Origin of the sequence: Candidatus Arthromitus sp. SFB-mouse-NL (genome assembly GCF_000709435.1) — a bacterium.
Lineage (GTDB): Bacteria > Bacillota > Clostridia > Clostridiales > Clostridiaceae > Dwaynesavagella.
Genome location: NZ_CP008713.1, coordinates 297,068 through 323,442 on the forward strand (window position 1 = coordinate 297,068; position 26,375 = coordinate 323,442).

A 26,375-nucleotide genomic window follows, 5' to 3' on the forward strand; every position below is an offset into this window, starting at 1 on the left:
ATATATGTCATATATAGGATATTCTGATAAATTTCATGTATTTACTAAAATAATATCAGATATTGTCTTAGATAAAGAAACTGATATTTTAAATGATAATAACTATTTAAAATATTATAATAAGATATGTGATTATTTAAATCTTTACATAGATGAAAACGATTTGATTGCGTTTATCAATTGTAATAAATTTCCTATTATTAAAGCAGAGTTAATGATTTATAATTTGAATAATTTAATAGAAAAGAATGTGGAATATAAACAAAGATTACATAAATTTATTTCAAATAACATTAGACTTTTTTCGAAAAATATAGTTGTATCTATATTAGCTTTACTATTTGATGATTTTTTAAATCAGTATAAATCATGTATTTTAAGTGGTAATAATTTCTATATCTCATTGTTTGGTATGTATATTTCTCTAGAAGACAATGAGTTTTTACAATTAATAAGTTCTATTTTAGAAGATGTTATATTGGATGAAAATGAGTTTTATTTTTTGTTATTGTTTTTATCAGATGCTGTTGATTTTACTAGTTATAATAAATATATAAAGAATTTTATTGATTATTATTCATTTCATAAAGAATTAGGATTACAAAAAACTAATTATTTGTCTATAGTGATATATGAGATTTTTAGAATAGATAGTTTTTTTTCGTATATGTGGGAGGATAGAAAGGAAAATTTAATAAAAAATAAGGAGTTTTTATTAAATTTATTAAATTTATTAATTTCGTACCATTTAGAGTGTAAATGTGATTTTTTAATCAAACAGGATAATGAAAATATTGAGACTTATTTTGATTTGATATACAAATTATTAATTAGTTTGTTTGAATTTGAAGTTGATGATTTTGAATATAAGATTTTATTGGATATTTGTGAATATATTATTCTTGATGATTTAGATTTTGAAAGCAATTCAATTAAGAAGATAAGGGATGTAGTGTCTTGTATATTAAAGCCATATTATGATAAATTGGAGATTTGCTCTAAAGAAGAATTGAATATTAGTGATTATAATAAAAAGGTTATTTTGTTATGGTTATTTCAGGAAGATTATATTTATGTACTCGATGAGGTAATTAAATTTAATTTAGTTAAGTATGAGTTTGTGATTATTATTTTAAAACTTATATTTGGGGATATGTTAGATAATCGCGTGCGTTATTTATTGAAATTTAATGAAACTTTATTGTTAAATATAGATTTGTTTAGTGATGAGGAAATAAAGGAAATTGTTAATTATATGTTATGGATTTTAAAAGATATTTTGAAATATGATAATAACGGAAATTTATTATCAATTTTATTAACAGTTTTTAAATACTCTACTTTTAGTGATGATAGCATTTATGAATTAATAAATATAATATTTGATATTAAGTCCATGATTAGTAATAGTTTGATATTTGATGGTAAATCATTTTATAATAATTTATTGGAGAATAGTAGTGTGATTTATTGTAGATTGGACAGAGAATATGCATACGCCAAGAATATATTTACTAGATATAATAGTAAAATTTTAGATGAGAGGGATAGGCTTATATTTTATTTAAAAAGCTATCTTTCATGTAGTAATAGAGAGAATAGAGAAAAGAGAATTACATATTATTCGTATTTGTTAACCTTAAAATATTTTGATTTATATAAATTTGAAATTAAGTCTTATTTCGAACCTATAAAGTATAGATATAATAAACTAAAAAGTGAAATTAGTTTTTTAATTTATGATGCTATCCATGAAGAAGGATTTAAATTAGGGATTATATTATCTTTGCTATTTAAATCCGATGAGTATATTGATGTATATAAAAGTGTAGTTAATAAAGTGAGTTGGGGAGATATCTTTTATGGAATATACCAAATTTATGGTGATGAAATAGTAGAACTTAGTGATTTAATGAATCATAGTTGTTATATTTTTAGAATTAAGTTTAAACTTATCTCTATTTATGGTAGTACAAGATTTAAAAGTTTAAATAAGAGAAATGCTGTTATAAGAGAAAAAATATTTGAAGATTTAAATGCTTTTACAGGAAAACTTAATTCGTATGTATTTATATATAGTATAATTTTTTCTGATTATTATTCTGATAAAACAAGTAGTATAAATATATTAACATTAAATTTAAAGACTATACTTAAATTGATAAATGAAGATTTAAATGATGATATAATATTTGATAGTTATATATATTATAAATTTAGATTTTATATTTCGTTGTATTGTAATAAAATTATATCTTATACTCAAATACAAACATTAGATCATATAATTAAAACTCTTAGAAACAAATTTTTTGATATTAATAAAGGGATGGTTGTTAAAGAAATCGAAAATGATATAAGTTATAAAAATTTAATATCAGGCAAAAATATAAAAAGTGAATATAATGATATACTATATTTTTTAGATAAGGTTATAAATGGTGTTAAAACAAGTGATTACTATGATGAGATTTTTTATTCTGAAAATATAGAATTAATCACGAGTATATTGAATTCTGAAAAAAAATTTTATAATAAAGAAATGGAATTATTTTATAGTTATATAGAAACTATAAATTTTTTTATATTGGATAAAATATATTTATGTAGTTTGAATAAGCCTATTATAGCTAAAGTATTCATAAAGGTATTAAATAATTATCCTATAGTTCTTTATAAAACGTTAAATGATAATAATAAATTTTATATTTACAAAAAAATAGTGGAAATTAATAAATAATTTCCACTAAAACGATTTTAAAATATATTAAAAAAGTTATTGACTTATTTAATATGATTTGATATCATACTAAAGTAAGTTAAGTAATGTTATTAGATCATTGACAATTGGATAGGGAAAAGGAATGAAGAGAAGAAGTCAACGTTAATTTTGAGAGACTGGGAGAAGGATAAGAGTTTGATCCTGGCTCAGGACGAACGCTGGCGGCGTGCCTAACACATGCAAGTTGAGCGGAGATATATGGAGCTTGCTTTATATAGCTTAGCAGCGAACGGGTGAGTAACACGTAGATAATCTATCCTATACTGGGGGATAGCCCGATGAAAGTTGGATTAATACCGCATATAGCTATATAGTTGCATGATTATGTAGTGAAAGATTTATTGGTATAGGAGGAGTCTGCGGCACATTAGCTAGTAGGTGAGGTAAAGGCTTACCTAGGCGACGATGTGTAGCCGGTCTGAGAGGATGAACGGCCACAATGGAACTGAGACACGGTCCATACTCCTACGGGAGGCAGCAGTGGGGAATATTGCACAATGGGGGAAACCCTGATGCAGCAACGCCGCGTGAGTGAAGAAGGTTTTCGGATTGTAAAGCTCTGTTAGCAGGGAAGAGGAAGGACGGTACCTGCAGAGGAAGCCACGGCTAACTACGTGCCAGCAGCCGCGGTAATACGTAGGTGGCAAGCGTTGTTCGGAATAACTGGGCGTAAAGGATGCGTAGGCGGTTAAACAAGTTATATGTTAAATATATAGGCTTAACCTGTAGAAAGCATATAAAACTGTTTAACTAGAGTGCAGGAGAGGTAAGTGGAATTCCTAGTGTAGCGGTGAAATGCGTAGAGATTAGGAAGAACACCAGTGGCGAAGGCGACTTACTGGACTGTAACTGACGCTGAGGCATGAGAGCATGGGGAGCAAACAGGATTAGATACCCTGGTAGTCCATGCTGTAAACGATGGGTACTAGGTGTGGGTTGTGAATAACAATTCGTGCCGTCGCAAACGCAATAAGTACCCCGCCTGAGGAGTACGATCGCAAGATTAAAACTCAAAGGAATTGACGGGGACCCGCACAAGCAGCGGAGCATGTGGTTTAATTCGAAGCAACGCGAAGAACCTTACCTAAACTTGACATACCTTGAATTACCTTGTAATGAGGGAAGCTCGCAAGAGCAAGGATACAGGTGGTGCATGGTTGTCGTCAGCTCGTGTCGTGAGATGTTGGGTTAAGTCCCGCAACGAGCGCAACCCTTGTTGTTAATTGCTAACAGGTTAAGCTGAGCACTTTAGCGAGACAGCCTAGGTTAACTAGGAGGAAGGTGGGGATGACGTCAAATCATCATGCCCCTTACGTTTAGGGCTACACACGTGCTACAATGGTGAGAACAGAGAGAAGCAAGCTAGTGATAGTGAGCAAAACTTATAAAACTCATCTCAGTTCGGATTGCAGGCTGAAACTCGCCTGTATGAAGATGGAGTTGCTAGTAATCGCGAATCAGAATGTCGCGGTGAATACGTTCCCGGGTCTTGTACACACCGCCCGTCACACCATGAGAGTTGGCAACACCCGAAACCTGTGGGCTAACCATATAGGAGGCAGCAGTCTAAGGTGGGGTCAGTGATTGGGGTGAAGTCGTAACAAGGTAGCCGTAGGAGAACCTGCGGCTGGATCACCTCCTTTCTAAGGAAAGAAAGAAGTGGATAACTTTTTTCCTATTCAATTGTGAGTGACCTATAATTGGAAGGTTACTAAGAGGGACTATAGCTCAGTTGGTTAGAGTGCACGCCTGATAAGCGTGAGGTCGATGGTTCGAGTCCATTTAGTCCCACCATTACCATTTAACATAGATCTTTGAAAATTGTATATAAATAGTAAAGATGCGAAAGGTAGCAAGTTAAATTATTAGCAATAGTAATTTAAGAGCTGGAAGAATATAGAAAGAAAAATAGGTCAAGCTACTAAGAGCGCACAGAGGATGACTTGGCATCAGGAGCTGATGAAGGACGTGATAAGCTGCGATAAGCTACGGGTAGACGCAAATAGTCATGGATCCGTAGATTTCCGAATGGGGGAACCCACATAGTGAGAGACTATGTATCTAGTAATGAATTAATAGTTATTAGAAGGTAGACGCAGGGAACTGAAACATCTAAGTACCTGTAGGAAGAGAAAGAAATATCGATTCCCTAAGTAGTGGCGAGCGAAAGGGGAAGAGCCCAAACCCAAGGAAACTTGGGGGTTGAGGGGGTCTATAATTGAGAGAGTAGGTTAGATGAATATAGATGGAAATCTAAGCCGAAGAGTGTAATAGCCACGTAATTTAAAACTGAAATTGAGAGAGACTTACCCAGAGTACCACGAGACACGAGGAACCTTGTGGGAAGCAGGGTGGACCACCACCCAAGGCTAAATACTACCTGATGACCGATAGAGGAGTAGTACCGTGAGGGAAAGGTGAAAAGAACCCCGGGAGGGGAGTGAAATAGAACCTGAAACTGTGTGCTTACAACCGCTCAGAGCACGTAATATGTGTGATGAGGTGCTTTTTGTAGAACGAGCCAACGAGTTACGATGTGTAGCGAGATTAAGGTCTTAAGGACTGTAGTCGAAGAGAAATCGAGTGTTAATAGCGCGAATAGTTGCATGTTGTAGACCCGAAACCGGGTGACCTATCCATGATCAGGTTGAAGCGAAGGTAAAACTTCGTGGAGGACCGAACCACGTTGGTGTTGAAAAACCATGGGATGAATTGTGGATAGCGGAGAAATTCCAATCGAACTCGGAGATAGCTGGTTCTCCCCGAAATAGCTTTAGGGCTAGCGTTAATACATAGAATATAGGAGGTAGAGCACTAAATGGGCTAGGGGCCGTAAGGTTACCGAACCTTATTAAACTCCGAATGCCTATATTTGTTTATTAGCAGTCAGTCTAAGAGTGATAAGATTCTTGGACAAAAGGGAAAAAGCCCAGATCACCAGCTAAGGTCCCAAAGTATGAGTTAAGTGGTAAAGGATGTGGAGATTCTAAGACAACTAGGATGTTGGCTTAGAAGCAGCCATTCATTTAAAGAGTGCGTAATAGCTCACTAGTCGAGAGTTTCTGCGCCGAAGATAAACGGGGCTAAAACTCATCACCGAAGCTGTGGAATGGAAACATTGGTAGGGGAGCGTTGTATAAGAGTTGAAGCTAAAGCGGGAGCAATAGTGGATTTTATACAAGAGAGAATGTTGGCATAAGTAGCGAGAATTAGGTGAGAATCCTAATGGTCGAAAGCCTAAGGTTTCCTGGGGAAGGTTCGTCCGCCCAGGGTAAGTCGGGACCTAAGCTGAGGTCGAAAGGCGTAAGTGATGGATAATCGGTAGATATTCCGATACCACTAATTATTGATTGATCGATGGAGGGAAGCAGAAGGATAGGATAGCCAACAGATGGAGGTTGGTCTAAGAGAAGAGATAGCATGTAGAGGCAAATCCATATATGCGATTAAGTTGATTCTTTATGGGGAGACGAATGAGTTGAAGTATCTGATTTCACACTGACGAGAAAAACTTCTAGGTAGATAATTAGTGCCCGTACCACAAACCGACACAGGTAGGCGAGGTGAGAATCCAAAGACCAGCGGAAGAATTGCAGTTAAGGAACTCGGCAAATTGACCCCGTAAGTTAGCGAGAAGGGGTGCCATAGAGATATGGTCGCAGAGAATAGGCCCAAGCAACTGTTTATCAAAAACACAGGTCTCTGCAAAAGCGAAAGCTTAAGTATAGGGGCTGACGCCTGCCCGGTGCTGGAAGGTTAAGGGGAGCTGTTATCGTAAGAGAAGCAGTGAACTTAAGCCCCAGTAAACGGCGGCCGTAACTATAACGGTCCTAAGGTAGCGAAATTCCTTGTCAGGTAAGTTCTGACCCGCACGAATGGCGTAATGACTTGGGCGCTGTCTCAACTGCAAATCCGGCGAAATTGTAGTGCAAGTGAAGATGCTTGCTACCCGCGATTGGACGGAAAGACCCCGTAGAGCTTTACTGTAATTTAGCATTGAGTTTTGGTAATATTTGTACAGGATAGGTGGGAGACTGGGAATCTAGATCGTCAGATTTAGAGGAGTCGATGTTGGGATACCACCCTGATATTGCTGAAATTCTAACTGGGATCCATGAACTGGGTACAGGACACTGTTAGATGGGCAGTTTGACTGGGGCGGTCGCCTCCAAAAGAGTAACGGAGGCGTTCAAAGGTTTCTTCAGAAGGGATGGAAATCCTTCGTAGAGCGTAAAGGCATAAAGAAGCTTGACTGCGACACCTACAAGTGGAGCAGGTACGAAAGTAGGACTTAGTGATCCGGTGGTACCTCGTGGGAGGGCCATCGCTCAACGGATAAAAGCTACCTCGGGGATAACAGGCTGATCTCCCCCAAGAGTTCACATCGACGGGGAGGTTTGGCACCTCGATGTCGGCTCGTCGCATCCTGGGGCTGAAGTAGGTCCCAAGGGTTGGGCTGTTCGCCCATTAAAGCGGCACGCGAGCTGGGTTCAGAACGTCGTGAGACAGTTCGGTCCCTATCCGTCGCGGGCGCAGGAGATTTGAGAGGAGCTGTCCTTAGTACGAGAGGACCGGGATGGACTAACCAATGGTGAACCAGTTGTTCCGCCAGGAGCACGGCTGGGTAGCTAAGTTAGGAAGGGATAAACGCTGAAGGCATCTAAGCGTGAAGCCCACCTTAAGATAAGATCTCCCATAGCGTAAGCTAGTAAGACCCCTTGAAGAACACAAGGTTGATAGGTAAAAGGTGTAAGTATGGTAACATATTTAGCTGATTTATACTAATAGGTCGAGGGCTTGACCAAAATTAGCAATATATTATTTATATACAATTTTGAGAGATTAAAATATTTCTCAATATCTGGTGATTATAACGTGTAGGCAACACCCCTATCCATACCGAACAGGAAGGTTAAGCTACACTGTGCTGATGGTACTATAGGGTTACCCCTATGGAAGAGTAAGTCATTGCCAGTTTGTTCCGCGGTAGCTCAATGGTGGAGCACTCGGCTGTTAACCGATAGGTTGGAGGTTCGAGTCCTCTCCGCGGAGCCAATTATTAGATCATTGACAATTGGATAGGGAAAAGGAATGAAGAGAAGAAGTCAACGTTAATTTTGAGAGACTGGGAGAAGGATAAGAGTTTGATCCTGGCTCAGGACGAACGCTGGCGGCGTGCCTAACACATGCAAGTTGAGCGGAGATATATGGAGCTTGCTTTATATAGCTTAGCAGCGAACGGGTGAGTAACACGTAGATAATCTATCCTATACTGGGGGATAGCCCGATGAAAGTTGGATTAATACCGCATATAGCTATATAGTTGCATGATTATGTAGTGAAAGATTTATTGGTATAGGAGGAGTCTGCGGCACATTAGCTAGTAGGTGAGGTAAAGGCTTACCTAGGCGACGATGTGTAGCCGGTCTGAGAGGATGAACGGCCACAATGGAACTGAGACACGGTCCATACTCCTACGGGAGGCAGCAGTGGGGAATATTGCACAATGGGGGAAACCCTGATGCAGCAACGCCGCGTGAGTGAAGAAGGTTTTCGGATTGTAAAGCTCTGTTAGCAGGGAAGAGGAAGGACGGTACCTGCAGAGGAAGCCACGGCTAACTACGTGCCAGCAGCCGCGGTAATACGTAGGTGGCAAGCGTTGTTCGGAATAACTGGGCGTAAAGGATGCGTAGGCGGTTAAACAAGTTATATGTTAAATATATAGGCTTAACCTGTAGAAAGCATATAAAACTGTTTAACTAGAGTGCAGGAGAGGTAAGTGGAATTCCTAGTGTAGCGGTGAAATGCGTAGAGATTAGGAAGAACACCAGTGGCGAAGGCGACTTACTGGACTGTAACTGACGCTGAGGCATGAGAGCATGGGGAGCAAACAGGATTAGATACCCTGGTAGTCCATGCTGTAAACGATGGGTACTAGGTGTGGGTTGTGAATAACAATTCGTGCCGTCGCAAACGCAATAAGTACCCCGCCTGAGGAGTACGATCGCAAGATTAAAACTCAAAGGAATTGACGGGGACCCGCACAAGCAGCGGAGCATGTGGTTTAATTCGAAGCAACGCGAAGAACCTTACCTAAACTTGACATACCTTGAATTACCTTGTAATGAGGGAAGCTCGCAAGAGCAAGGATACAGGTGGTGCATGGTTGTCGTCAGCTCGTGTCGTGAGATGTTGGGTTAAGTCCCGCAACGAGCGCAACCCTTGTTGTTAATTGCTAACAGGTTAAGCTGAGCACTTTAGCGAGACAGCCTAGGTTAACTAGGAGGAAGGTGGGGATGACGTCAAATCATCATGCCCCTTACGTTTAGGGCTACACACGTGCTACAATGGTGAGAACAGAGAGAAGCAAGCTAGTGATAGTGAGCAAAACTTATAAAACTCATCTCAGTTCGGATTGCAGGCTGAAACTCGCCTGTATGAAGATGGAGTTGCTAGTAATCGCGAATCAGAATGTCGCGGTGAATACGTTCCCGGGTCTTGTACACACCGCCCGTCACACCATGAGAGTTGGCAACACCCGAAACCTGTGGGCTAACCATATAGGAGGCAGCAGTCTAAGGTGGGGTCAGTGATTGGGGTGAAGTCGTAACAAGGTAGCCGTAGGAGAACCTGCGGCTGGATCACCTCCTTTCTAAGGAAAGAAAGAAGTGGATAACTTTTTTCCTATTCAATTGTGAGTGACCTATAATTGGAAGGTTACTTAAGGATATAGATCTTTGAAAATTGTATATAAATAGTAAAGATGCGAAAGGTAGCAAGTTAAATTATTAGCAATAGTAATTTAAGAGCTGGAAGAATATAGAAAGAAAAATAGGTCAAGCTACTAAGAGCGCACAGAGGATGACTTGGCATCAGGAGCTGATGAAGGACGTGATAAGCTGCGATAAGCTACGGGTAGACGCAAATAGTCATGGATCCGTAGATTTCCGAATGGGGGAACCCACATAGTGAGAGACTATGTATCTAGTAATGAATTAATAGTTATTAGAAGGTAGACGCAGGGAACTGAAACATCTAAGTACCTGTAGGAAGAGAAAGAAATATCGATTCCCTAAGTAGTGGCGAGCGAAAGGGGAAGAGCCCAAACCCAAGGAAACTTGGGGGTTGAGGGGGTCTATAATTGAGAAAGTAGGTTAGATGAATATAGATGGAAATCTAAGCCGAAGAGTGTAATAGCCACGTAATTTAAAACTGAAATTGAGAGAGACTTACCCAGAGTACCACGAGACACGAGGAACCTTGTGGGAAGCAGGGTGGACCACCACCCAAGGCTAAATACTACCTGATGACCGATAGAGGAGTAGTACCGTGAGGGAAAGGTGAAAAGAACCCCGGGAGGGGAGTGAAATAGAACCTGAAACTGTGTGCTTACAACCGCTCAGAGCACGTAATATGTGTGATGAGGTGCTTTTTGTAGAACGAGCCAACGAGTTACGATGTGTAGCGAGATTAAGGTCTTAAGGACTGTAGTCGAAGAGAAATCGAGTGTTAATAGCGCGAATAGTTGCATGTTGTAGACCCGAAACCGGGTGACCTATCCATGATCAGGTTGAAGCGAAGGTAAAACTTCGTGGAGGACCGAACCACGTTGGTGTTGAAAAACCATGGGATGAATTGTGGATAGCGGAGAAATTCCAATCGAACTCGGAGATAGCTGGTTCTCCCCGAAATAGCTTTAGGGCTAGCGTTAATACATAGAATATAGGAGGTAGAGCACTAAATGGGCTAGGGGCCGTAAGGTTACCGAACCTTATTAAACTCCGAATGCCTATATTTGTTTATTAGCAGTCAGTCTAAGAGTGATAAGATTCTTGGACAAAAGGGAAAAAGCCCAGATCACCAGCTAAGGTCCCAAAGTATGAGTTAAGTGGTAAAGGATGTGGAGATTCTAAGACAACTAGGATGTTGGCTTAGAAGCAGCCATTCATTTAAAGAGTGCGTAATAGCTCACTAGTCGAGAGTTTCTGCGCCGAAGATAAACGGGGCTAAAACTCATCACCGAAGCTGTGGAATGGAAACATTGGTAGGGGAGCGTTGTATAAGAGTTGAAGCTAAAGCGGGAGCAATAGTGGATTTTATACAAGAGAGAATGTTGGCATAAGTAGCGAGAATTAGGTGAGAATCCTAATGGTCGAAAGCCTAAGGTTTCCTGGGGAAGGTTCGTCCGCCCAGGGTAAGTCGGGACCTAAGCTGAGGTCGAAAGGCGTAAGTGATGGATAATCGGTAGATATTCCGATACCACTAATTATTGATTGATCGATGGAGGGAAGCAGAAGGATAGGATAGCCAACAGATGGAGGTTGGTCTAAGAGAAGAGATAGCATGTAGAGGCAAATCCATATATGCGATTAAGTTGATTCTTTATGGGGAGACGAATGAGTTGAAGTATCTGATTTCACACTGACGAGAAAAACTTCTAGGTAGATAATTAGTGCCCGTACCACAAACCGACACAGGTAGGCGAGGTGAGAATCCAAAGACCAGCGGAAGAATTGCAGTTAAGGAACTCGGCAAATTGACCCCGTAAGTTAGCGAGAAGGGGTGCCATAGAGATATGGTCGCAGAGAATAGGCCCAAGCAACTGTTTATCAAAAACACAGGTCTCTGCAAAAGCGAAAGCTTAAGTATAGGGGCTGACGCCTGCCCGGTGCTGGAAGGTTAAGGGGAGCTGTTATCGTAAGAGAAGCAGTGAACTTAAGCCCCAGTAAACGGCGGCCGTAACTATAACGGTCCTAAGGTAGCGAAATTCCTTGTCAGGTAAGTTCTGACCCGCACGAATGGCGTAATGACTTGGGCGCTGTCTCAACTGCAAATCCGGCGAAATTGTAGTGCAAGTGAAGATGCTTGCTACCCGCGATTGGACGGAAAGACCCCGTAGAGCTTTACTGTAATTTAGCATTGAGTTTTGGTAATATTTGTACAGGATAGGTGGGAGACTGGGAATCTAGATCGTCAGATTTAGAGGAGTCGATGTTGGGATACCACCCTGATATTGCTGAAATTCTAACTGGGATCCATGAACTGGGTACAGGACACTGTTAGATGGGCAGTTTGACTGGGGCGGTCGCCTCCAAAAGAGTAACGGAGGCGTTCAAAGGTTTCTTCAGAAGGGATGGAAATCCTTCGTAGAGCGTAAAGGCATAAAGAAGCTTGACTGCGACACCTACAAGTGGAGCAGGTACGAAAGTAGGACTTAGTGATCCGGTGGTACCTCGTGGGAGGGCCATCGCTCAACGGATAAAAGCTACCTCGGGGATAACAGGCTGATCTCCCCCAAGAGTTCACATCGACGGGGAGGTTTGGCACCTCGATGTCGGCTCGTCGCATCCTGGGGCTGAAGTAGGTCCCAAGGGTTGGGCTGTTCGCCCATTAAAGCGGCACGCGAGCTGGGTTCAGAACGTCGTGAGACAGTTCGGTCCCTATCCGTCGCGGGCGCAGGAGATTTGAGAGGAGCTGTCCTTAGTACGAGAGGACCGGGATGGACTAACCAATGGTGAACCAGTTGTTCCGCCAGGAGCACGGCTGGGTAGCTAAGTTAGGAAGGGATAAACGCTGAAGGCATCTAAGCGTGAAGCCCACCTTAAGATAAGATCTCCCATAGCGTAAGCTAGTAAGACCCCTTGAAGAACACAAGGTTGATAGGTAAAAGGTGTAAGTATGGTAACATATTTAGCTGATTTATACTAATAGGTCGAGGGCTTGACCAAAATTAGCAATATATTATTTATATACAATTTTGAGAGATTAAAATATTTCTCAATATCTGGTGATTATAACGTGTAGGCAACACCCCTATCCATACCGAACAGGAAGGTTAAGCTACACTGTGCTGATGGTACTATAGGGTTACCCCTATGGAAGAGTAAGTCATTGCCAGTTTGTTTTAGAAGTAAGAGCATCGCTCTTACTTCTTTTTGTTTACTATAATATATTATTTGGAGGAATTATGAATAAATGTTTGGAGCGAGGTTTGATATTGTCTTTGGATTATTTTTATGATAATATTAATTCCTATATATTAAATAAATTATTGTTGAATATTAATAGTTCTTTTAATAATAATGTATCAGCTATTAAAACTAGTTATTCAAATCTAATTTTGGAACTTAAATATTCTGTCGACTTACCTGTTATAGGATGTGTTAATAAAGTTTACCCTGATACAATTGTTAATCTTACACCAACTGTTAATGAGATCTATGAACTTGCAAAAGCTGGTGCTAGTATTATTTATTTAGATGCTTCTACTAAAATTAGACCTAATTTTATTACTATACATGAGTTTTATTATAAAATAAAGTCATTATTTCCTGAATTGTATTTTATAGGTGAGGTTTATACTTTAGAAGATATAAAAAATATATCTTGTTTAAAATTTGATGCAATATGTATAAGAAATGATTCATATACAATTAGTAATTTTGTTGATTATATTGATATAGATGTACCACTTATTTTTGATTCTATTGTAGATAATAATTTGTTAAATGATGATAAATATAATGAATTATTTAATGCTGGATTTAATAATATAATTGTTAATTCTAAAATTATTACACCTAAATATCAATTAAAAGAATTTATAGAAAATGTATTTAATTAGGAGTGATTTAATATGAAATTAAAGATCTTGTTTAATTGTACTATTATTGCACTATTCTTTGTTTGTTTTACAGTTTTTTATAGTAAAGCAAATGTAGTAGATAAGTTTATTTATAGTCCAAAAGATATTATGGAAGGTCAAAATACGACAATTGAAGGTGGAAGATTTTCTTATGATTCTATGAAAGTGCAGAAGAATTTATTTAATGCTGAAAAGATAAATAATGGTGAAAAAACAGTGTTTTTGACTTTTGATGATGGTCCATCACTCGATAATACACCAAAAGTATTAGAAGTACTTAAAAACTATGATGTCAAGGCAACTTTTTTTGTGCTTGGTGTGAATTTAGATAGGGGAGAGGAGTATAGACAACTTTTAAGGAATATTGTTAATGATGGACATGCGGTGGGAAATCATGGATATAGTCATAATTATTCTTATTTATATCCTGGGAGAGTTATAAGTTATGAGAATCTTATGAGTGATATGAATAGATCACTTGATATTATGAAAGATATATTAGGTCAAGACTTTGATACTAGAGTTTTAAGATTGCCAGGAGGACTCAGATCTTGGAAGAAGCAAGATGAAACTCTTGAAAGACTTAATAATGAAAATTATTCAGTTATTGAATGGAATGCTATGAGTGGAGATGCTGAGGGTAAAAATATTAAAGATCCTGATGTTTTATTTCAAAAAGCTATTGATACTGCAGGAAATTCAAAGTCTGTTGTTATGCTTATGCATGATTTCTCAGGAAGTGCTGGAGAAGTATCTAGCAGAGCTTTGCCTAAGATTATTAATTATTTTAAAGAAAATGGATATGAATTTAGAACTTTATATTAAGTTAAAAGGTGATAAGATGTTTTGTTCTTATCACTTTTTTTATGCTATAATTAATTTAATTATATATTATCGTAGGGGTATAGGAATGGAAAAAAAGATTTTGTTAGTGGAGAATGAAGTAAGTATTAGACAGTTTTTAAAGATAAATTTTGATAGGGAGGGTTTTAACGTTATTGAAGCAGATAGGGGAGATACTGCTATTGAAATTGCTTTAATTGAGAAACCGCAAGTTGTATTATTGGATGTAGGTCTTGAGGGAGATATGGATGGATTTCAGGTATGTTCAAATTTAAGAAAGCATTTTCCAAAGATGGGTATTATTATGCTTACTGCTAGATCTCAAGAAATGGAAAGAGTTATGGGACTTGAATTTGGAGCAGATGATTATGTTGTGAAACCATTTAATCCTTTAGAAGTTATGCTTAGGGTTAAGGCACTTATTCGTAGAATAGATGAAAAATTTAATAGTGATATGATAATTAATGGACCTTTTAAGTTAGATTTATATTCTCAAAAAATATATAAGAATGATAAGGAAATTGATGTTACACCTAAGGAATATATGTTATTTAAGATATTTGTAGAAAATCCAGGTAAGGCTTTGAGTCGTGATGAGCTTATGAATATGATATGGGGATATAATTATTTTGGAGATCTAAAGATAGTTGATGTTAATATACGTAGACTTAGATCAAAAATTGAAGATGAGTCTTCTAAACCTAAGTATATAGAAACAGTTTGGGGAACAGGTTATCGTTGGAATAATGAAAAATAATTTTATTAAAAATATATTTGTAAATTCAAGTATAAGATATAGTATTATAAAGAGTTCTATAAGTGTTTTTTTATTTATAATACTAGCTTTATCATTAAGTATATCCTATTATGTGCGTAAAGCGTACTATGATACTATAAGGGATAATTTATCTAATCAAATAATTAAAGCTGTTGAAAATTATCAGAATAATTATAAAAATTCGTCCCTTGAGACAAATATACTCTTAGATTTAGATGATTTTATAAATTCCACGAGTGCTCAGGTTCAGGTTATAGATTTGGATGGTCGAGTTTTGATGGATACTATAGGTGTTACATATGAAGAACCAATAGATACTCAAGATTTTAAGATTGCTATACTTGGAGGTTTAGGTCAGTGGATTGGAAAGGTATCCTATAGTAAATCTAAGGTGATGAGTGTATCTTATCCAATTGAAAATTATAATCAAGTTATTGGAGTATTAAGATTTACTGTTTCACTTGATTATGCAAATAAGAATATTACTAAGATAATTTTTACGTTTACTTTAGCAGTTGTTATTGCACTTATATTTTACATAATAATAATTGGATTAGTTACTGAAAAGATTATACAGCCGATAAAAACACTTACTAATATTGCGAAAAAGATGGCATTAGGAGATTTAGGTGTTAGGTGTAAGAATTTACCTAATAATGAAGTTGGAGCATTAGGAGATACCCTTAATTATATGGCAGATGAAATATCTAAAAAAGATCAATTAAAGAATAATTTTATATCCACAGTATCACATGAACTTAGAACGCCTCTTACATCAATTAAGGGATGGGCAATAACTCTTCAGTATGATGAGTTTGATAATCCAGCTATATTAAATGGGCTTAAAATTATAGAGGGTGAGACAGAAAGACTTGCTGTTATGGTAGAAGAACTTTTAGATTTTTCAAAGTTTATTTCTCAAAAAGTTACTTTAAACTTTGAGAAGATAGATATAAAAGATATAAATGAGTATATAGTTAATTATATAAAACCTCGAGAAGATAGAGAAAATTTTGAATTTATAATTGATGATATTAGTGAGGATATAGTATTAAATATAGATTTTAATAGAATAAAGCAAGTTTTAGTTAATGTTTTAGACAATGCTATAAAATTTCTAAAGGAAAATGGTAAGATAACAGTTAAATATTTAATTGATAGAAATAAGAATATTATTTGTTTAGAGATAACTGATAATGGTATGGGTATACCTAGTGAAGAATTATCACGAGTTAAGGAAAAATTTTTTAAGGGGAAAAGTAGTAAGTCTAAGAATGGATTAGGTTTATCGATAAGTGATGAAATTATGAAACTTCACGGTGGGGAACTTTTAATAGATAGTATATATGGAGAATGGACTAAGGTAACTTTAGTTTTACCTATGGATAAATAAGGAGATAATATGAAATTTAGGAAAATTATTAAGTTTAATTTTATATTACTTTTCATGTATTTAATTATTAATGTTATGTCTTGTTCTACATTTAATGCAAGTTTAGATAGTTTGTTTGTAGCACCTAAGGTTGAGAATATTTTAGTTAAAGGTACATGGAATCTCGATAGTTTTTATTATATGTATAATAAAAATACTGGGATTACGCCTAAAATTCCTTCAGATAGTTATTTATTTATATCTGATTATTACTTAAGGATTAATGATTTATTATTTGAGTATGATACGTTTAAAGTAAAGACATTTATGCTAAGCGACTATATGAGAGTCAAGTTTAAGATAGATGATTTTTCTTTTTTAAACCTTGAGGATAAGAGTGTAAATATTTTTACTATACAAGATGAAGATAAGAATATGTATGAATTTATAAAGTACGATGATGACACTATATTGTTTTATTATGATGATGATATTATGTACTCTTTTAAGAAAGTTAGCAATAAAATAGATACTGAGATTGAGGGATTTGTTAAAGATAATTTAAAGAATAATGTAATTACATATGATGGAGAGTACATGAATAATGTTGGATTTTTAATATCATTTAGATCTGAAAGAAAAGTTACGGATCATTCTATTCCAAAAAGTGTTTATAGAAGTATATGGGTATATCAGAATAATGATGGAACTTATGCGCATAAGGTATTTGATGATATAATTGTGCCAAAAGATGGTAAGATACTAAATATAAGTGTTGAGTCTAGCGATAAGAATGATTTATATGAAAAAATAGCTATTGATGATTTATTATCTGATGATGTATTTATTTTGGATGGTGATAATAATACAAATGAGGAATTTATAAATCAATTTATAGATATTACATATGTTAATGAAAATTATATTGGTATAAATTATGATCAAAATATAGAATATTTAGGTAATATTAATATAGATAAATGTGCTATGTTATCTATTGATGATCCTGTTATTGAGAGAAGACTTAAATTTTCAGATATATTCCAAAAGAGTGTTAAGATATTTTATAATAGTTATTATAAATTTATAAATTTACTTAAAAAGGTAAATTTAGATGCTTATGATACGGAACCTAGAGAAGATAGCTTTAAGCTTGAGAGATATGGTGGAGATTGGTTTTTGAAGGGGAGAGTTAACACAAAATTACCAAGCAGTACTCTTAAGCCACTTGATTTTGATATAGAGCTATTACCTAATAAAAAACTTATTAGTGAGAATAACGTATCTGCAAATCTTGGACAAATAAAACTTAGGAACCCAGAAGCAAGAGATGCATTTATGTCTCCAGATAGAGATCTTGTAGTAATTTTGACATCTACAACTATGGGAGTTTATAAAATTATTGGAGATAAGATAAGTAATAATGCAATTTTAGAACTATCTATAGATTCTGGAGACAATGTTATATTGGGTGAGTGGTATACTGGAGATAAGGCGGTAGAAGTTGAGTTATTGCTTGAAAAGTTAGAATAAATATAGGGGTGATTTTTAATGATAGAGTTAGATTTGAGGAAAAAGAGTTGTCCTATCCCATTAGTTGAGACAAGGAAATTTATTAATAATAATAAGAATGTTGATTTTAAGATAATACTTGACAATGAAGTATCATTTATTAATATTAAAAAGTTTTTAGAGAACAACAAAATAAATTATTCATCCAATAAGAGTGGTAATGATTTTTTGTTTGAAGTTATTTTTGATGGGAATGAACAATTATCTAAAAATGATTTCCAAATAAATAATTTTACAATATTAGTTATGAGTGAGCTTTTTGGAAATGGATCAGATGAATTGTCAAATGTATTGATGAAGTCTTATTTCTATGCATTAGATGAGAGTATAACTCTACCGAGTAATATTATATTTATAAATTCAGGAGTTAAACTTCTTACGAATGAGAATATAATAAAAAATATAGATTCTTTGAGAGAAAAGGGAGTAAGTATATATTATTGTGGTATTTGTGTAGATTATTATAGTATTAAGGATAAAGTAAGACTTGATGAAATAACAAATATGTACTCTATAATAGATATATTAAATAATAGTGATAATGTTATTAGAATATAAATAATCTTAAGCAAGGATATTAATTTATCTTTGCTTAAATTGTTTTTTTAAGACATTTTTTACATAAAATTAAGTTTGAGTTTGATATTTTTACAAAATCATTATTTTTTATGATATTTTCACAGACATAGCAAATTATTTTGTCTTTATCTAATAATATATTATCTTTTTCTAAAGGAACTCTTTTTGATTTAGATCTAGTATATAATACCTTATTTAATGGGATTTCTCTTTTTTTGATAGTTATGTCTATATCATATAAATGATTTTCAAAAAGAGTTAATTCAAATCTTGGGTTTTCTCTATCATAAAACTCTTCTATAAATAGTTTTGTTATTTGAGAATCATTTAGTATTATTCCACTTTTTTCGATTCCATCACAAATACTTTTTGTTATGTTATTTGTATCTGGATGTTTTTTTTCATATTTGTAAAAAACCTTAAGTATTGCTGTTAGAGATGTATTAAATTTTATATTTGGATATTGTTTTTTGATTTCGTATGCTATATGTTCTTCATAAATTCCATACCTATCGTAATAATTTCCGGTATTATTTGGCAATATATATCTTCCATATTTTGAGTTGAGTTTGAAATTTGATTTGGATATAGGAGTTCCTAAAACAGTTATTTTAACTATATTTTCCATAAATTCTCCTTAAAGAAAAGATTTAGAATATTTAGTTTGATAATAAAAAAATTTTTAATTATAATATTAATATAGGATATAATAAAAATTGGAAATTTTCAAATTTTATATTTTAGAAAGAGGTTTAACTAATGAATGATATATTAGTTTTATCAATAGAAACAAGTTGTGATGAAACATCTATTGCAGTAGTTAAAAATGGAAGAGATATATTATCAAATAAAATTTTATCTCAAATAAATATACATAATGAATTTGGCGGCGTCGTTCCAGAAATTGCATCAAGAAAGCACCTAGAAGCTATAAATATAGTTTTATATGAGGCATTAAAAGAGGCAAATGTGGAGTTAAATGATATAGATTTAATAGCTTCTACATATGGACCTGGACTTGTCGGTGCATTATTAGTTGGACTTCAATATGCTAAAGGATTGAGTTATGCTTTAAATAAAGATTTCATCGGGGTAAATCATATAGAAGGACATATAAGTTCTTGTTATTTAGAGCATAAGGATTTAGAACCACCTTTTATGAGTTTGGTTATATCTGGGGGACACACTATATTATTAAATGTAAATGATTATGGAATATATGATAAGATTGCTGAAACTCGAGATGATGCAATTGGAGAAGTTTTTGATAAGGTTGCTAGGAAATTAGGATTATCTTATCCTGGTGGACCGAATATAGAACGACTTGCAAAATTTGGAGATGAAGATGCAATTAAATTTCCTAAAAGTAGATTTGAGGATGATACCTTAGATTTTTCTTATAGTGGTATTAAATCCTCGGTTCTTAATTATATAAATCATTGTAATTTAAAAGATGTAGAGTTAAATAAAGAAGATATATGTGCTTCTTTCCAAAAAACTTCAGTTGATATGTTAATTGAAAATGTTGAAAAAGCCTTTAAAAGATATGGAGGTAAAAAGCTTTGTATTGTTGGAGGAGTTTCTTCTAATAATTATTTGAGAAATAGATTTTTAAGTTATTTTAAGGATATTGAGATATACTATCCAAGTAAGGAGTTATGTACAGATAATGGGGCTATGATTGCATCTGCTGCTTACTATTCGTTTTTAAAAAATGGAAAAAGTGATTATACACTTAATGTATCATCTAGTGTAAAATTTTAGAAATAGGGTAGTATTGTATGAAGTTTATAGAGCATTCTAATTCTGTATATAAAAGTAATAAAAAATTTATAAGCCCTAAACAAAAAAAAATTAGGAGAATTATTCTAGAGCTTAGTATTTTTGTTGTAATATTATCTATTTTGTTAGGAATTTTAAGTGAGGTTATACAGAGTAATAATACACTTTCATCATTAAAAAAATCTCATAGGCTTAGTGGATATGGTGAATATAAGATAGCTTATGCTGTATCTGGCATTGGAGATAATTTAGTATTGTTTGAGTCAGATATTGGGGAAACGCTTCTTGAATGGAATCCCATAGTAAGAGATGCTATAAGCGGTGTTAAAATGCTTTACTATGATAGATTTGGATATGGTGGAAGTGAAAAATACAAAGATAAAACATCTGTAGATACACAGGTTGATGTATTAAATAATCTTATAATTAATACGGGATATGATGGAAAACAGATACTTGTTAGCGAAGGATATGGTTCTCTTATACACATGGAGTATTTGGATAAATATAAGGATAAGGTAGGAGGAGTTATATTTATCAATCCCACTATATTTAATCATAGTGGGATTAACAATTCTGAAAAAATTAAGAATGAAGTACTTGGTATGTACTTTAAGTTAATCGCAACGCTTAATATTCCAAAGTTATTAGATAAGTTTTCTTGTTTGGATAATAGATTTATAGATTTATATAGAGAATCAGCTGTATCGAGAAATCTAGATAATTATTTAAGCAGAATGATGAGTAGGGATTACTATAATACGGTTTATAATGAGGTTAAGATTAGGGATAAGTATTTATCAAATATAGATTTATCTAAATTTGGAACATATGATTTGCCTGTGATAGTTATAGAATCGGAGAGTAACAGGAACAGCGAATATGAACGAATGCTTAAGAGTCATTTTAGTAATTTAGAGATAATATATTTTGAGACAATTGATGATTTTACATACAATCATTCAGATTATTTAAAAAACTTAATTAAAAATATGAACTCAAGATTAGTAGAGTATAATTAAGAATTAATGAAAGAGGAGTTAAATATGGATAATAATTTTGATGAGAGGGAGTATAGTACTGTTTCGCAGAATAATAGAGATACTATTCCTGAGGTAAGTAACAAGATAGTATTAGCTAATAATAGGAAGAGGGGAAGTGGTTTTAGTGGTAAGTTTGTTATTTTAATAGTTATCATATGTGTTTTATGTAGTTCTATATTAGGTAGTTTGTTCACTTTATATATAGCTCCTAATTTTTCTTTTTTCCAGGGAACACCACTTTATAGTCAAATAGGAGGATATAAAACTCAATATGTCGGTCCTACATATTTTGAAGATGAGAAGGATGCGTTAACTGTAACAGAAATTGTAAATAGAGTTGGTCCAGCAGTAGTAGGTGTTAGTACAAAATCGATTGTTGATAGAGGATTTTTTGGACTTCAGCAACAAGAAGGGATAGGATCTGGATTCATTATAAATGAAGAAGGACATATTTTGACCAACTATCATGTTGTAGAGGGAGCTCAGACCGTAAAAATAATATTCTATGATGGTACTGAAACTGATGGTAAAGTCATAAATTACAATGAATTAAATGATATTGCATTAATTAAACTTACAGATTCTACGGTTACAGTACCAGCTACCGTTTCTCTTGGAGATTCAGATGAATTATTAGTTGGTGAGTCTGTTGTTGCTATAGGATCGCCACTTGGAAAAGAATTTATAGGAACGACAACTAAAGGTATAGTGAGTGCTCTTGATAGAGATGTTCCAATTAATGGCAAAACTTTAAAATTACTTCAAACTGATACAGCGATAAACCCTGGAAATAGTGGAGGACCTCTTATAAATTCAAGAGGTGAGGTTATAGGAATAAATACAGCAAAATATGATAATACTGGAACAACAAGTGTTGAAGGAATAGGTTTTGCTATACCTATAAATCAAGCTAAACAAAAATTAGATGAATTATCTAAGCCTATTTTAAGAATTGGAATTAGGGGTAGAGTTATTGATCAGAGTATGTCTAGCAACTTGAATTTACCTGAGGGTATATATGTAGTAGAAGTTGAGAGTTTTTCAAATGCTGAGAAAGCTGGTATAAAATCAGGAGATGTTATTTTAAAATTTGGTGGGAATGATGTTAAGACATTTGATGATATTAATAGTGTAAAAGCTAATCATAATGTTGGTGATACTATTAAAGTTGTTGTTTATAGAAATGGATCTAATCAAGAAATTGATTTAGTTTTGAATGAATAGAGAAAAAGCATAGTGCAAATATTGTACTATGCTTTTAAATTTTTTAAATTAAGTTTTCCCATTCCTCGTATAGAGAAGATAAGTTGTTTTTGAGAGATGTTATTTCTTTATTTACTTCACTTAATTTTTCATAATTAGAGTAGATTTCTTCAAGTGACAAACTTTCTTGAAGTATAGAGATATTTTCTTCAATTTTATTAATTTCACTTTCAATTTTGGATAATTTTTTTATCACCTCTTTCCCTTTTTTGTTCTTTTGATGAATTTTATTTTTGTTTTTTGATTTTGTTTTACCATATCTTGAATTAACAGTATCTTCTACTAATTTAATAGAATCTTCTTTAGTTAATAAATTTTGTCGTGATATATAATAATCATAATTTCCTAAGTATTCTATAAGGGAATTATTTTTAAATTCATATATTATATTTGAAATCTTGTTTAAGAAATATCTATCATGGGATATTATAAGGCAAGTTCCCTCAAAGTTAATTATAGCATCTTCTAGTATTTCTCTTGTGTATATATCTAAATGATTTGTTGGTTCATCCATAAAGAGTACATTTGAATTAGATAATATTATTTTTAAAAGGTTTAATCTACATTTTTCTCCACCACTTAAAAGAGAAATTTCTTTATGTATATCATCATTTTTAAATAGAAAATTTGATAAATGGCGTCTTATAACTTGTGTTGTTATATGAGGGAATGAATCTCTTATTTCTTCAAATATGGTTTTATTTTTATTTAAATCTGATTGTTCTTGATCATAATATGTAATATTTAGCCCACTTCCATAAATTATTTCCCCTGAGCTTGGAGGTATTTTCTTACAAAGTATTTTAAAAAAAGTAGTTTTGCCTATTCCGTTTTCTCCTATGATAGCTATTTTTTGATTTTTTGTGACACATAGGTTTATATTTTCAAATATTTTCTTATCTCCATAATATTTTGTTAGATTTTTTACTAGTAAAATATCATTTCCTGTTTTTTCAAAAAATTCGAATTTTATATCACGTATCTTGTTTATTGATTCAGGTTTATCTATCAGATCAATTTTGTTTAATCGTTTTTCTCTACTATCAGCTGCTTTGATTCTCTTTTTACTATAACACGCTCTATAGTTTTTAATGATTTCAAGTTCTCTATTAACAAATTTTTGCTGGACATTATATTTGTGTAGTAGAGTGTCAACATAGTTTTTTTTAAGATTTATAAATTTTGTGTAGTTTGAGTTAAATGTAAGTATATTTTTATTTTCGAGTTCAAAAATATGGGTTACTATTTTATCTAAGAAATATCTATCATGAGATACAACTACAATTGTGCCCTTGTAATTTTTTAGGTAATTTTCAAACCATTCAATAGAATCGAGATCTAAGTGATTAGTTGGTTCGTCGAGAAGGAGTATATCGGGTTTTTTTAATAATAGTTTAGCTAAATCAAGTCTCTTTTTTTCCCCACCGCTTAAATGTTTTGAGGATCTATGCATTTTTTCATTATCAAATTTTAAGTAATTTAAGATTTTTATTGTTTCAGTTTTATATGTATAACCGCCATTATCATTAAATTTTGCCATAAGATCAGTGTATTCTAGTATCAAATTTTCATCTTGACTTTTTTGAAGAAGTAATTCTAGCTCATGTAATCTGTTTTCCATTTTTATAAGATTATTAAATACATCTAAGGCATTTTCATATATGGATAAATTGGGATTTAATTTAGAATTTTGATTTAAATATCCAATGGTTTTATGTTTATTTATAAATATTTCCCCAGAATCATTGGATATTTCTTTTGTTAATATTTTTAGGAGAGTTGACTTACCTCCACCATTTTGGCCAATTAATCCAACTTTGTCTCCTTCATTAATATTGAAAGATACATTTGAAAGTACTTCTTTAACACCATAACTTTTATAAAGATTTTTAGTACTTATTACAAGCATGGTTTCACCTACAATTACATAAATTTTAATAAATTAGATTATAATAAACTTACATATAATTTTAAATATACATTGCGTAAAAATTATATTTTCTGTTATTATATTTCTATATCGATGTTTAATTATACCAGGAAAAATGTTTATACGCAATTTTGAAGAAGGGGGATGGAAAATTTATGTTAAATAAGATAAAAGATGGACTTGTGATATCTTGTCAGGCATTATATGATGAGCCATTACATAGTCCGTTTATCATGGGAAGGATGGCACTCGCAGCAAAAGAGGCAGGGGCAGTAGCCATAAGAGCACAAGGAGTGTCTGATATAATAGAGATTAAAAGAGCAACTAATTTACCAGTAATTGGTATTATAAAGAGAGATTACGAGGATTCAGATGTGTATATAACACCAACAATAAAAGAGGTAAATGAACTTTTAAGTTCTGGATGTGAAATGATTGCGTTAGATGCTACGCGTAGATCAAGACCGAATGATGAAAAACTTAAAGATTTAATTTTACACATAAAAGAAGAGAATATTTTGGTTATGGCAGATATTTCGAATTACGAAGAGGGGGTTATAGCTGAGGAACTTGGATGTGATTGTGTATCCACGACATTATCTGGATATACTTCTTATACACAAAGAATTGATGAACCAGATTTTGAGCTAATGAAAAGACTAGTTAAAGATTTGAGGATACCTGTTATTGCTGAAGGAAGAATAAACACTCCAGAAGATTTGAAGAGTGTGTATGATATTGGTGTATATTCTGCAGTAGTTGGATCAGCAATAACAAGACCACAATTGATAGCTAAGAAATTTATTGATATTATAAAAGGTAGATAGAAGGAATTTTTAATTTGTTTAATAATTTATAGGGTTTTTATATATTATATGAAAACGTTTTATTAAGGAGGTTTTATTTATGAAAGGTATTTATTCAGCACTCTTAACTTCTTTTGATAAAGAGGGAAATATAAATGAAAGAGGTATAAGAGAACTTATTAGGCACAATATAGACTATGTTAAAGTTGATGGAATTTATGTTAATGGTAGTACTGGTGAGAACTTTATGTTGTCAACAGATGAGAAAAAGAAGATTTTTGAGATTGTAAAAGATGAAGCTAAAGACGATGTTAAATTGATTGCTCAGGTGGGTTCAATAAATTTAAAAGAAAGTGTTGAGCTTGGAAATTATGCAACTGAACTAGGATATGATTCTTTGAGTGCTGTGACACCATTTTATTATAAGTTTACATTTGAAGAGATAAAGGATTATTATGATACTATAATAAAGGAAACTCAAAATAGTATGATAATATATTCCATACCATACCTTACAGGGGTTAATATGGGACTTGATAACTTTAGAGAATTATTTAAAAATCCTAAAATAATAGGAGTTAAATTTACAAATCCAGATTTTTATTTACTTGAGAGGATAATATGTGCTTTTCCAGATAAGCTAGTTTATTCAGGATTTGATGAGATGCTTTTGCCTGCTGCATCAGTTGGTGTAGATGGAGCTATAGGCTCTACATTTAATGTAAATGGTAGAAGAGCAAAAGAGATATTTGAACTAGTTAGTGAAGGGAAAATAAAAGAAGCAAGGGGATTACAAACTCTTACAAATAATTTAATTACAGAAATATTGGATAATGGATTATATCAAACAATTAAATTGATATTAGAAGAATTTGGAGTAAATGCTGGTTATTGCAAGAGACCTTTTAGAGAAGCAAGCGAGGAAATGAAAAAAATAGCAAAAGAAATATTTAATAAGTACTTTTAGTTATGGATGGTAA

Annotated in this window: 14 protein-coding genes, 2 tRNA genes and 6 rRNA genes; 20 read left to right on the top strand and 2 right to left on the bottom strand. The window is 33.4% G+C overall.

The window, feature by feature from the left end; genetic code table 11:
• The first annotated feature begins 4 nt into the window (after positions 1–4).
• The 15 genes from SFBMNL_RS01400 (at position 5) to yedF (ending at position 18,550) form a co-directional block, all read left to right on the top strand.
• Positions 5–2,740, top strand: coding sequence for a hypothetical protein (locus SFBMNL_RS01400; protein ID WP_042294192.1), 2,736 nt, complete (start codon positions 5–7; stop codon positions 2,738–2,740).
• 165 nt (positions 2,741–2,905) lie between these two features.
• Positions 2,906–4,425 (top strand): 16S ribosomal RNA (locus SFBMNL_RS01405).
• A gap of 74 nt (positions 4,426–4,499) precedes the next feature.
• A tRNA-Ile gene (locus SFBMNL_RS01410) sits at positions 4,500–4,576 on the top strand.
• Positions 4,577–4,693: 117 nt separating this feature from the next.
• Positions 4,694–7,587, top strand: a 23S ribosomal RNA gene (locus SFBMNL_RS01415).
• 55 nt (positions 7,588–7,642) lie between these two features.
• Positions 7,643–7,759 (top strand): 5S ribosomal RNA (gene rrf / locus SFBMNL_RS01420).
• A gap of 3 nt (positions 7,760–7,762) precedes the next feature.
• Positions 7,763–7,837 (top strand) — tRNA-Asn (locus SFBMNL_RS01425).
• A 77-nt stretch (positions 7,838–7,914) separates the two neighbouring features.
• Positions 7,915–9,434 (top strand): 16S ribosomal RNA (locus SFBMNL_RS01430).
• A 182-nt stretch (positions 9,435–9,616) separates the two neighbouring features.
• Positions 9,617–12,510 (top strand): 23S ribosomal RNA (locus SFBMNL_RS01435).
• 55 nt (positions 12,511–12,565) lie between these two features.
• Positions 12,566–12,682 (top strand): 5S ribosomal RNA (gene rrf / locus SFBMNL_RS01440).
• Together the 16S, 23S and 5S rRNA genes with 2 tRNA genes alongside form the textbook arrangement of a ribosomal RNA operon.
• 67 nt (positions 12,683–12,749) lie before the next feature.
• Positions 12,750–13,406: an N-acetylmannosamine-6-phosphate 2-epimerase gene (locus SFBMNL_RS01445; RefSeq protein ID WP_042294193.1), complete on the top strand. Its 657-nt coding sequence runs from the start codon at positions 12,750–12,752 to the stop codon at positions 13,404–13,406.
• Positions 13,407–13,418: 12 nt separating this feature from the next.
• A complete protein-coding gene (locus tag SFBMNL_RS01450; protein ID WP_007444940.1) occupies positions 13,419–14,252 on the top strand; it encodes a polysaccharide deacetylase family protein in 834 nt (277 codons plus the stop codon).
• 85 nt (positions 14,253–14,337) lie between these two features.
• Positions 14,338–15,027: a response regulator transcription factor gene (locus tag SFBMNL_RS01455; protein WP_014017833.1), complete on the top strand. Its 690-nt coding sequence runs from the start codon at positions 14,338–14,340 to the stop codon at positions 15,025–15,027.
• Complete coding sequence (locus SFBMNL_RS01460; RefSeq protein ID WP_005807169.1) at positions 15,017–16,441, top strand: sensor histidine kinase; 1,425 nt, start codon at positions 15,017–15,019, stop codon at positions 16,439–16,441. The genes SFBMNL_RS01455 and SFBMNL_RS01460 overlap by 11 nt, the downstream gene beginning before the upstream one ends.
• Positions 16,442–16,450: 9 nt before the next feature.
• A complete protein-coding gene (locus SFBMNL_RS01465; protein WP_042294195.1) occupies positions 16,451–17,953 on the top strand; it encodes a hypothetical protein in 1,503 nt (500 codons plus the stop codon).
• An 18-nt stretch (positions 17,954–17,971) separates the two neighbouring features.
• On the top strand, positions 17,972–18,550 hold the full coding sequence (gene yedF, locus SFBMNL_RS01470) for a sulfurtransferase-like selenium metabolism protein YedF (RefSeq protein ID WP_005807166.1): 579 nt from the start codon (positions 17,972–17,974) through the stop codon (positions 18,548–18,550).
• A 34-nt stretch (positions 18,551–18,584) separates the two neighbouring features.
• Here yedF and SFBMNL_RS01475 read toward each other — a convergent pair whose 3' ends face one another.
• On the bottom strand, positions 18,585–19,199 hold the full coding sequence (locus SFBMNL_RS01475; protein ID WP_005807164.1) for a RusA family crossover junction endodeoxyribonuclease: 615 nt from the start codon (positions 19,197–19,199) through the stop codon (positions 18,585–18,587).
• 131 nt (positions 19,200–19,330) lie between these two features.
• Between SFBMNL_RS01475 and tsaD the strand changes: the two genes are divergently transcribed.
• Genes tsaD through SFBMNL_RS01490 form a run of 3 tightly spaced genes read left to right on the top strand, consistent with a single transcriptional unit; the run spans position 19,331 to position 22,620 of the window.
• Positions 19,331–20,335 (top strand): tRNA (adenosine(37)-N6)-threonylcarbamoyltransferase complex transferase subunit TsaD, encoded by a 1,005-nt coding sequence (tsaD, locus tag SFBMNL_RS01480; RefSeq protein WP_014017835.1) that lies wholly within the window; start codon positions 19,331–19,333, stop codon positions 20,333–20,335.
• 17 nt (positions 20,336–20,352) lie between these two features.
• The gene (locus tag SFBMNL_RS01485; protein ID WP_042294206.1) at positions 20,353–21,375 is read left to right on the top strand and encodes an alpha/beta hydrolase; all 1,023 of its coding nucleotides are present in this window, start codon (positions 20,353–20,355) and stop codon (positions 21,373–21,375) included.
• Positions 21,376–21,399: 24 nt separating this feature from the next.
• Positions 21,400–22,620, top strand: coding sequence for a S1C family serine protease (locus SFBMNL_RS01490; RefSeq protein WP_042294208.1), 1,221 nt, complete (start codon positions 21,400–21,402; stop codon positions 22,618–22,620).
• 43 nt (positions 22,621–22,663) lie between these two features.
• Here SFBMNL_RS01490 and abc-f read toward each other — a convergent pair whose 3' ends face one another.
• On the bottom strand, positions 22,664–24,568 hold the full coding sequence (gene abc-f / locus SFBMNL_RS01495; RefSeq protein ID WP_042294210.1) for a ribosomal protection-like ABC-F family protein: 1,905 nt from the start codon (positions 24,566–24,568) through the stop codon (positions 22,664–22,666).
• Between the two features lie 176 nt (positions 24,569–24,744).
• Between abc-f and SFBMNL_RS01500 the strand changes: the two genes are divergently transcribed.
• Together SFBMNL_RS01500 and SFBMNL_RS01505 are read left to right on the top strand one after the other, a co-directional pair.
• Entirely contained in the window at positions 24,745–25,416 is a 672-nt protein-coding gene (locus tag SFBMNL_RS01500) for an N-acetylmannosamine-6-phosphate 2-epimerase (protein WP_007440376.1), read from the top strand.
• A 79-nt stretch (positions 25,417–25,495) separates the two neighbouring features.
• Entirely contained in the window at positions 25,496–26,362 is an 867-nt protein-coding gene (locus SFBMNL_RS01505) for an N-acetylneuraminate lyase (protein ID WP_005807152.1), read from the top strand.
• Positions 26,363–26,375: the final 13 nt, after the last annotated feature.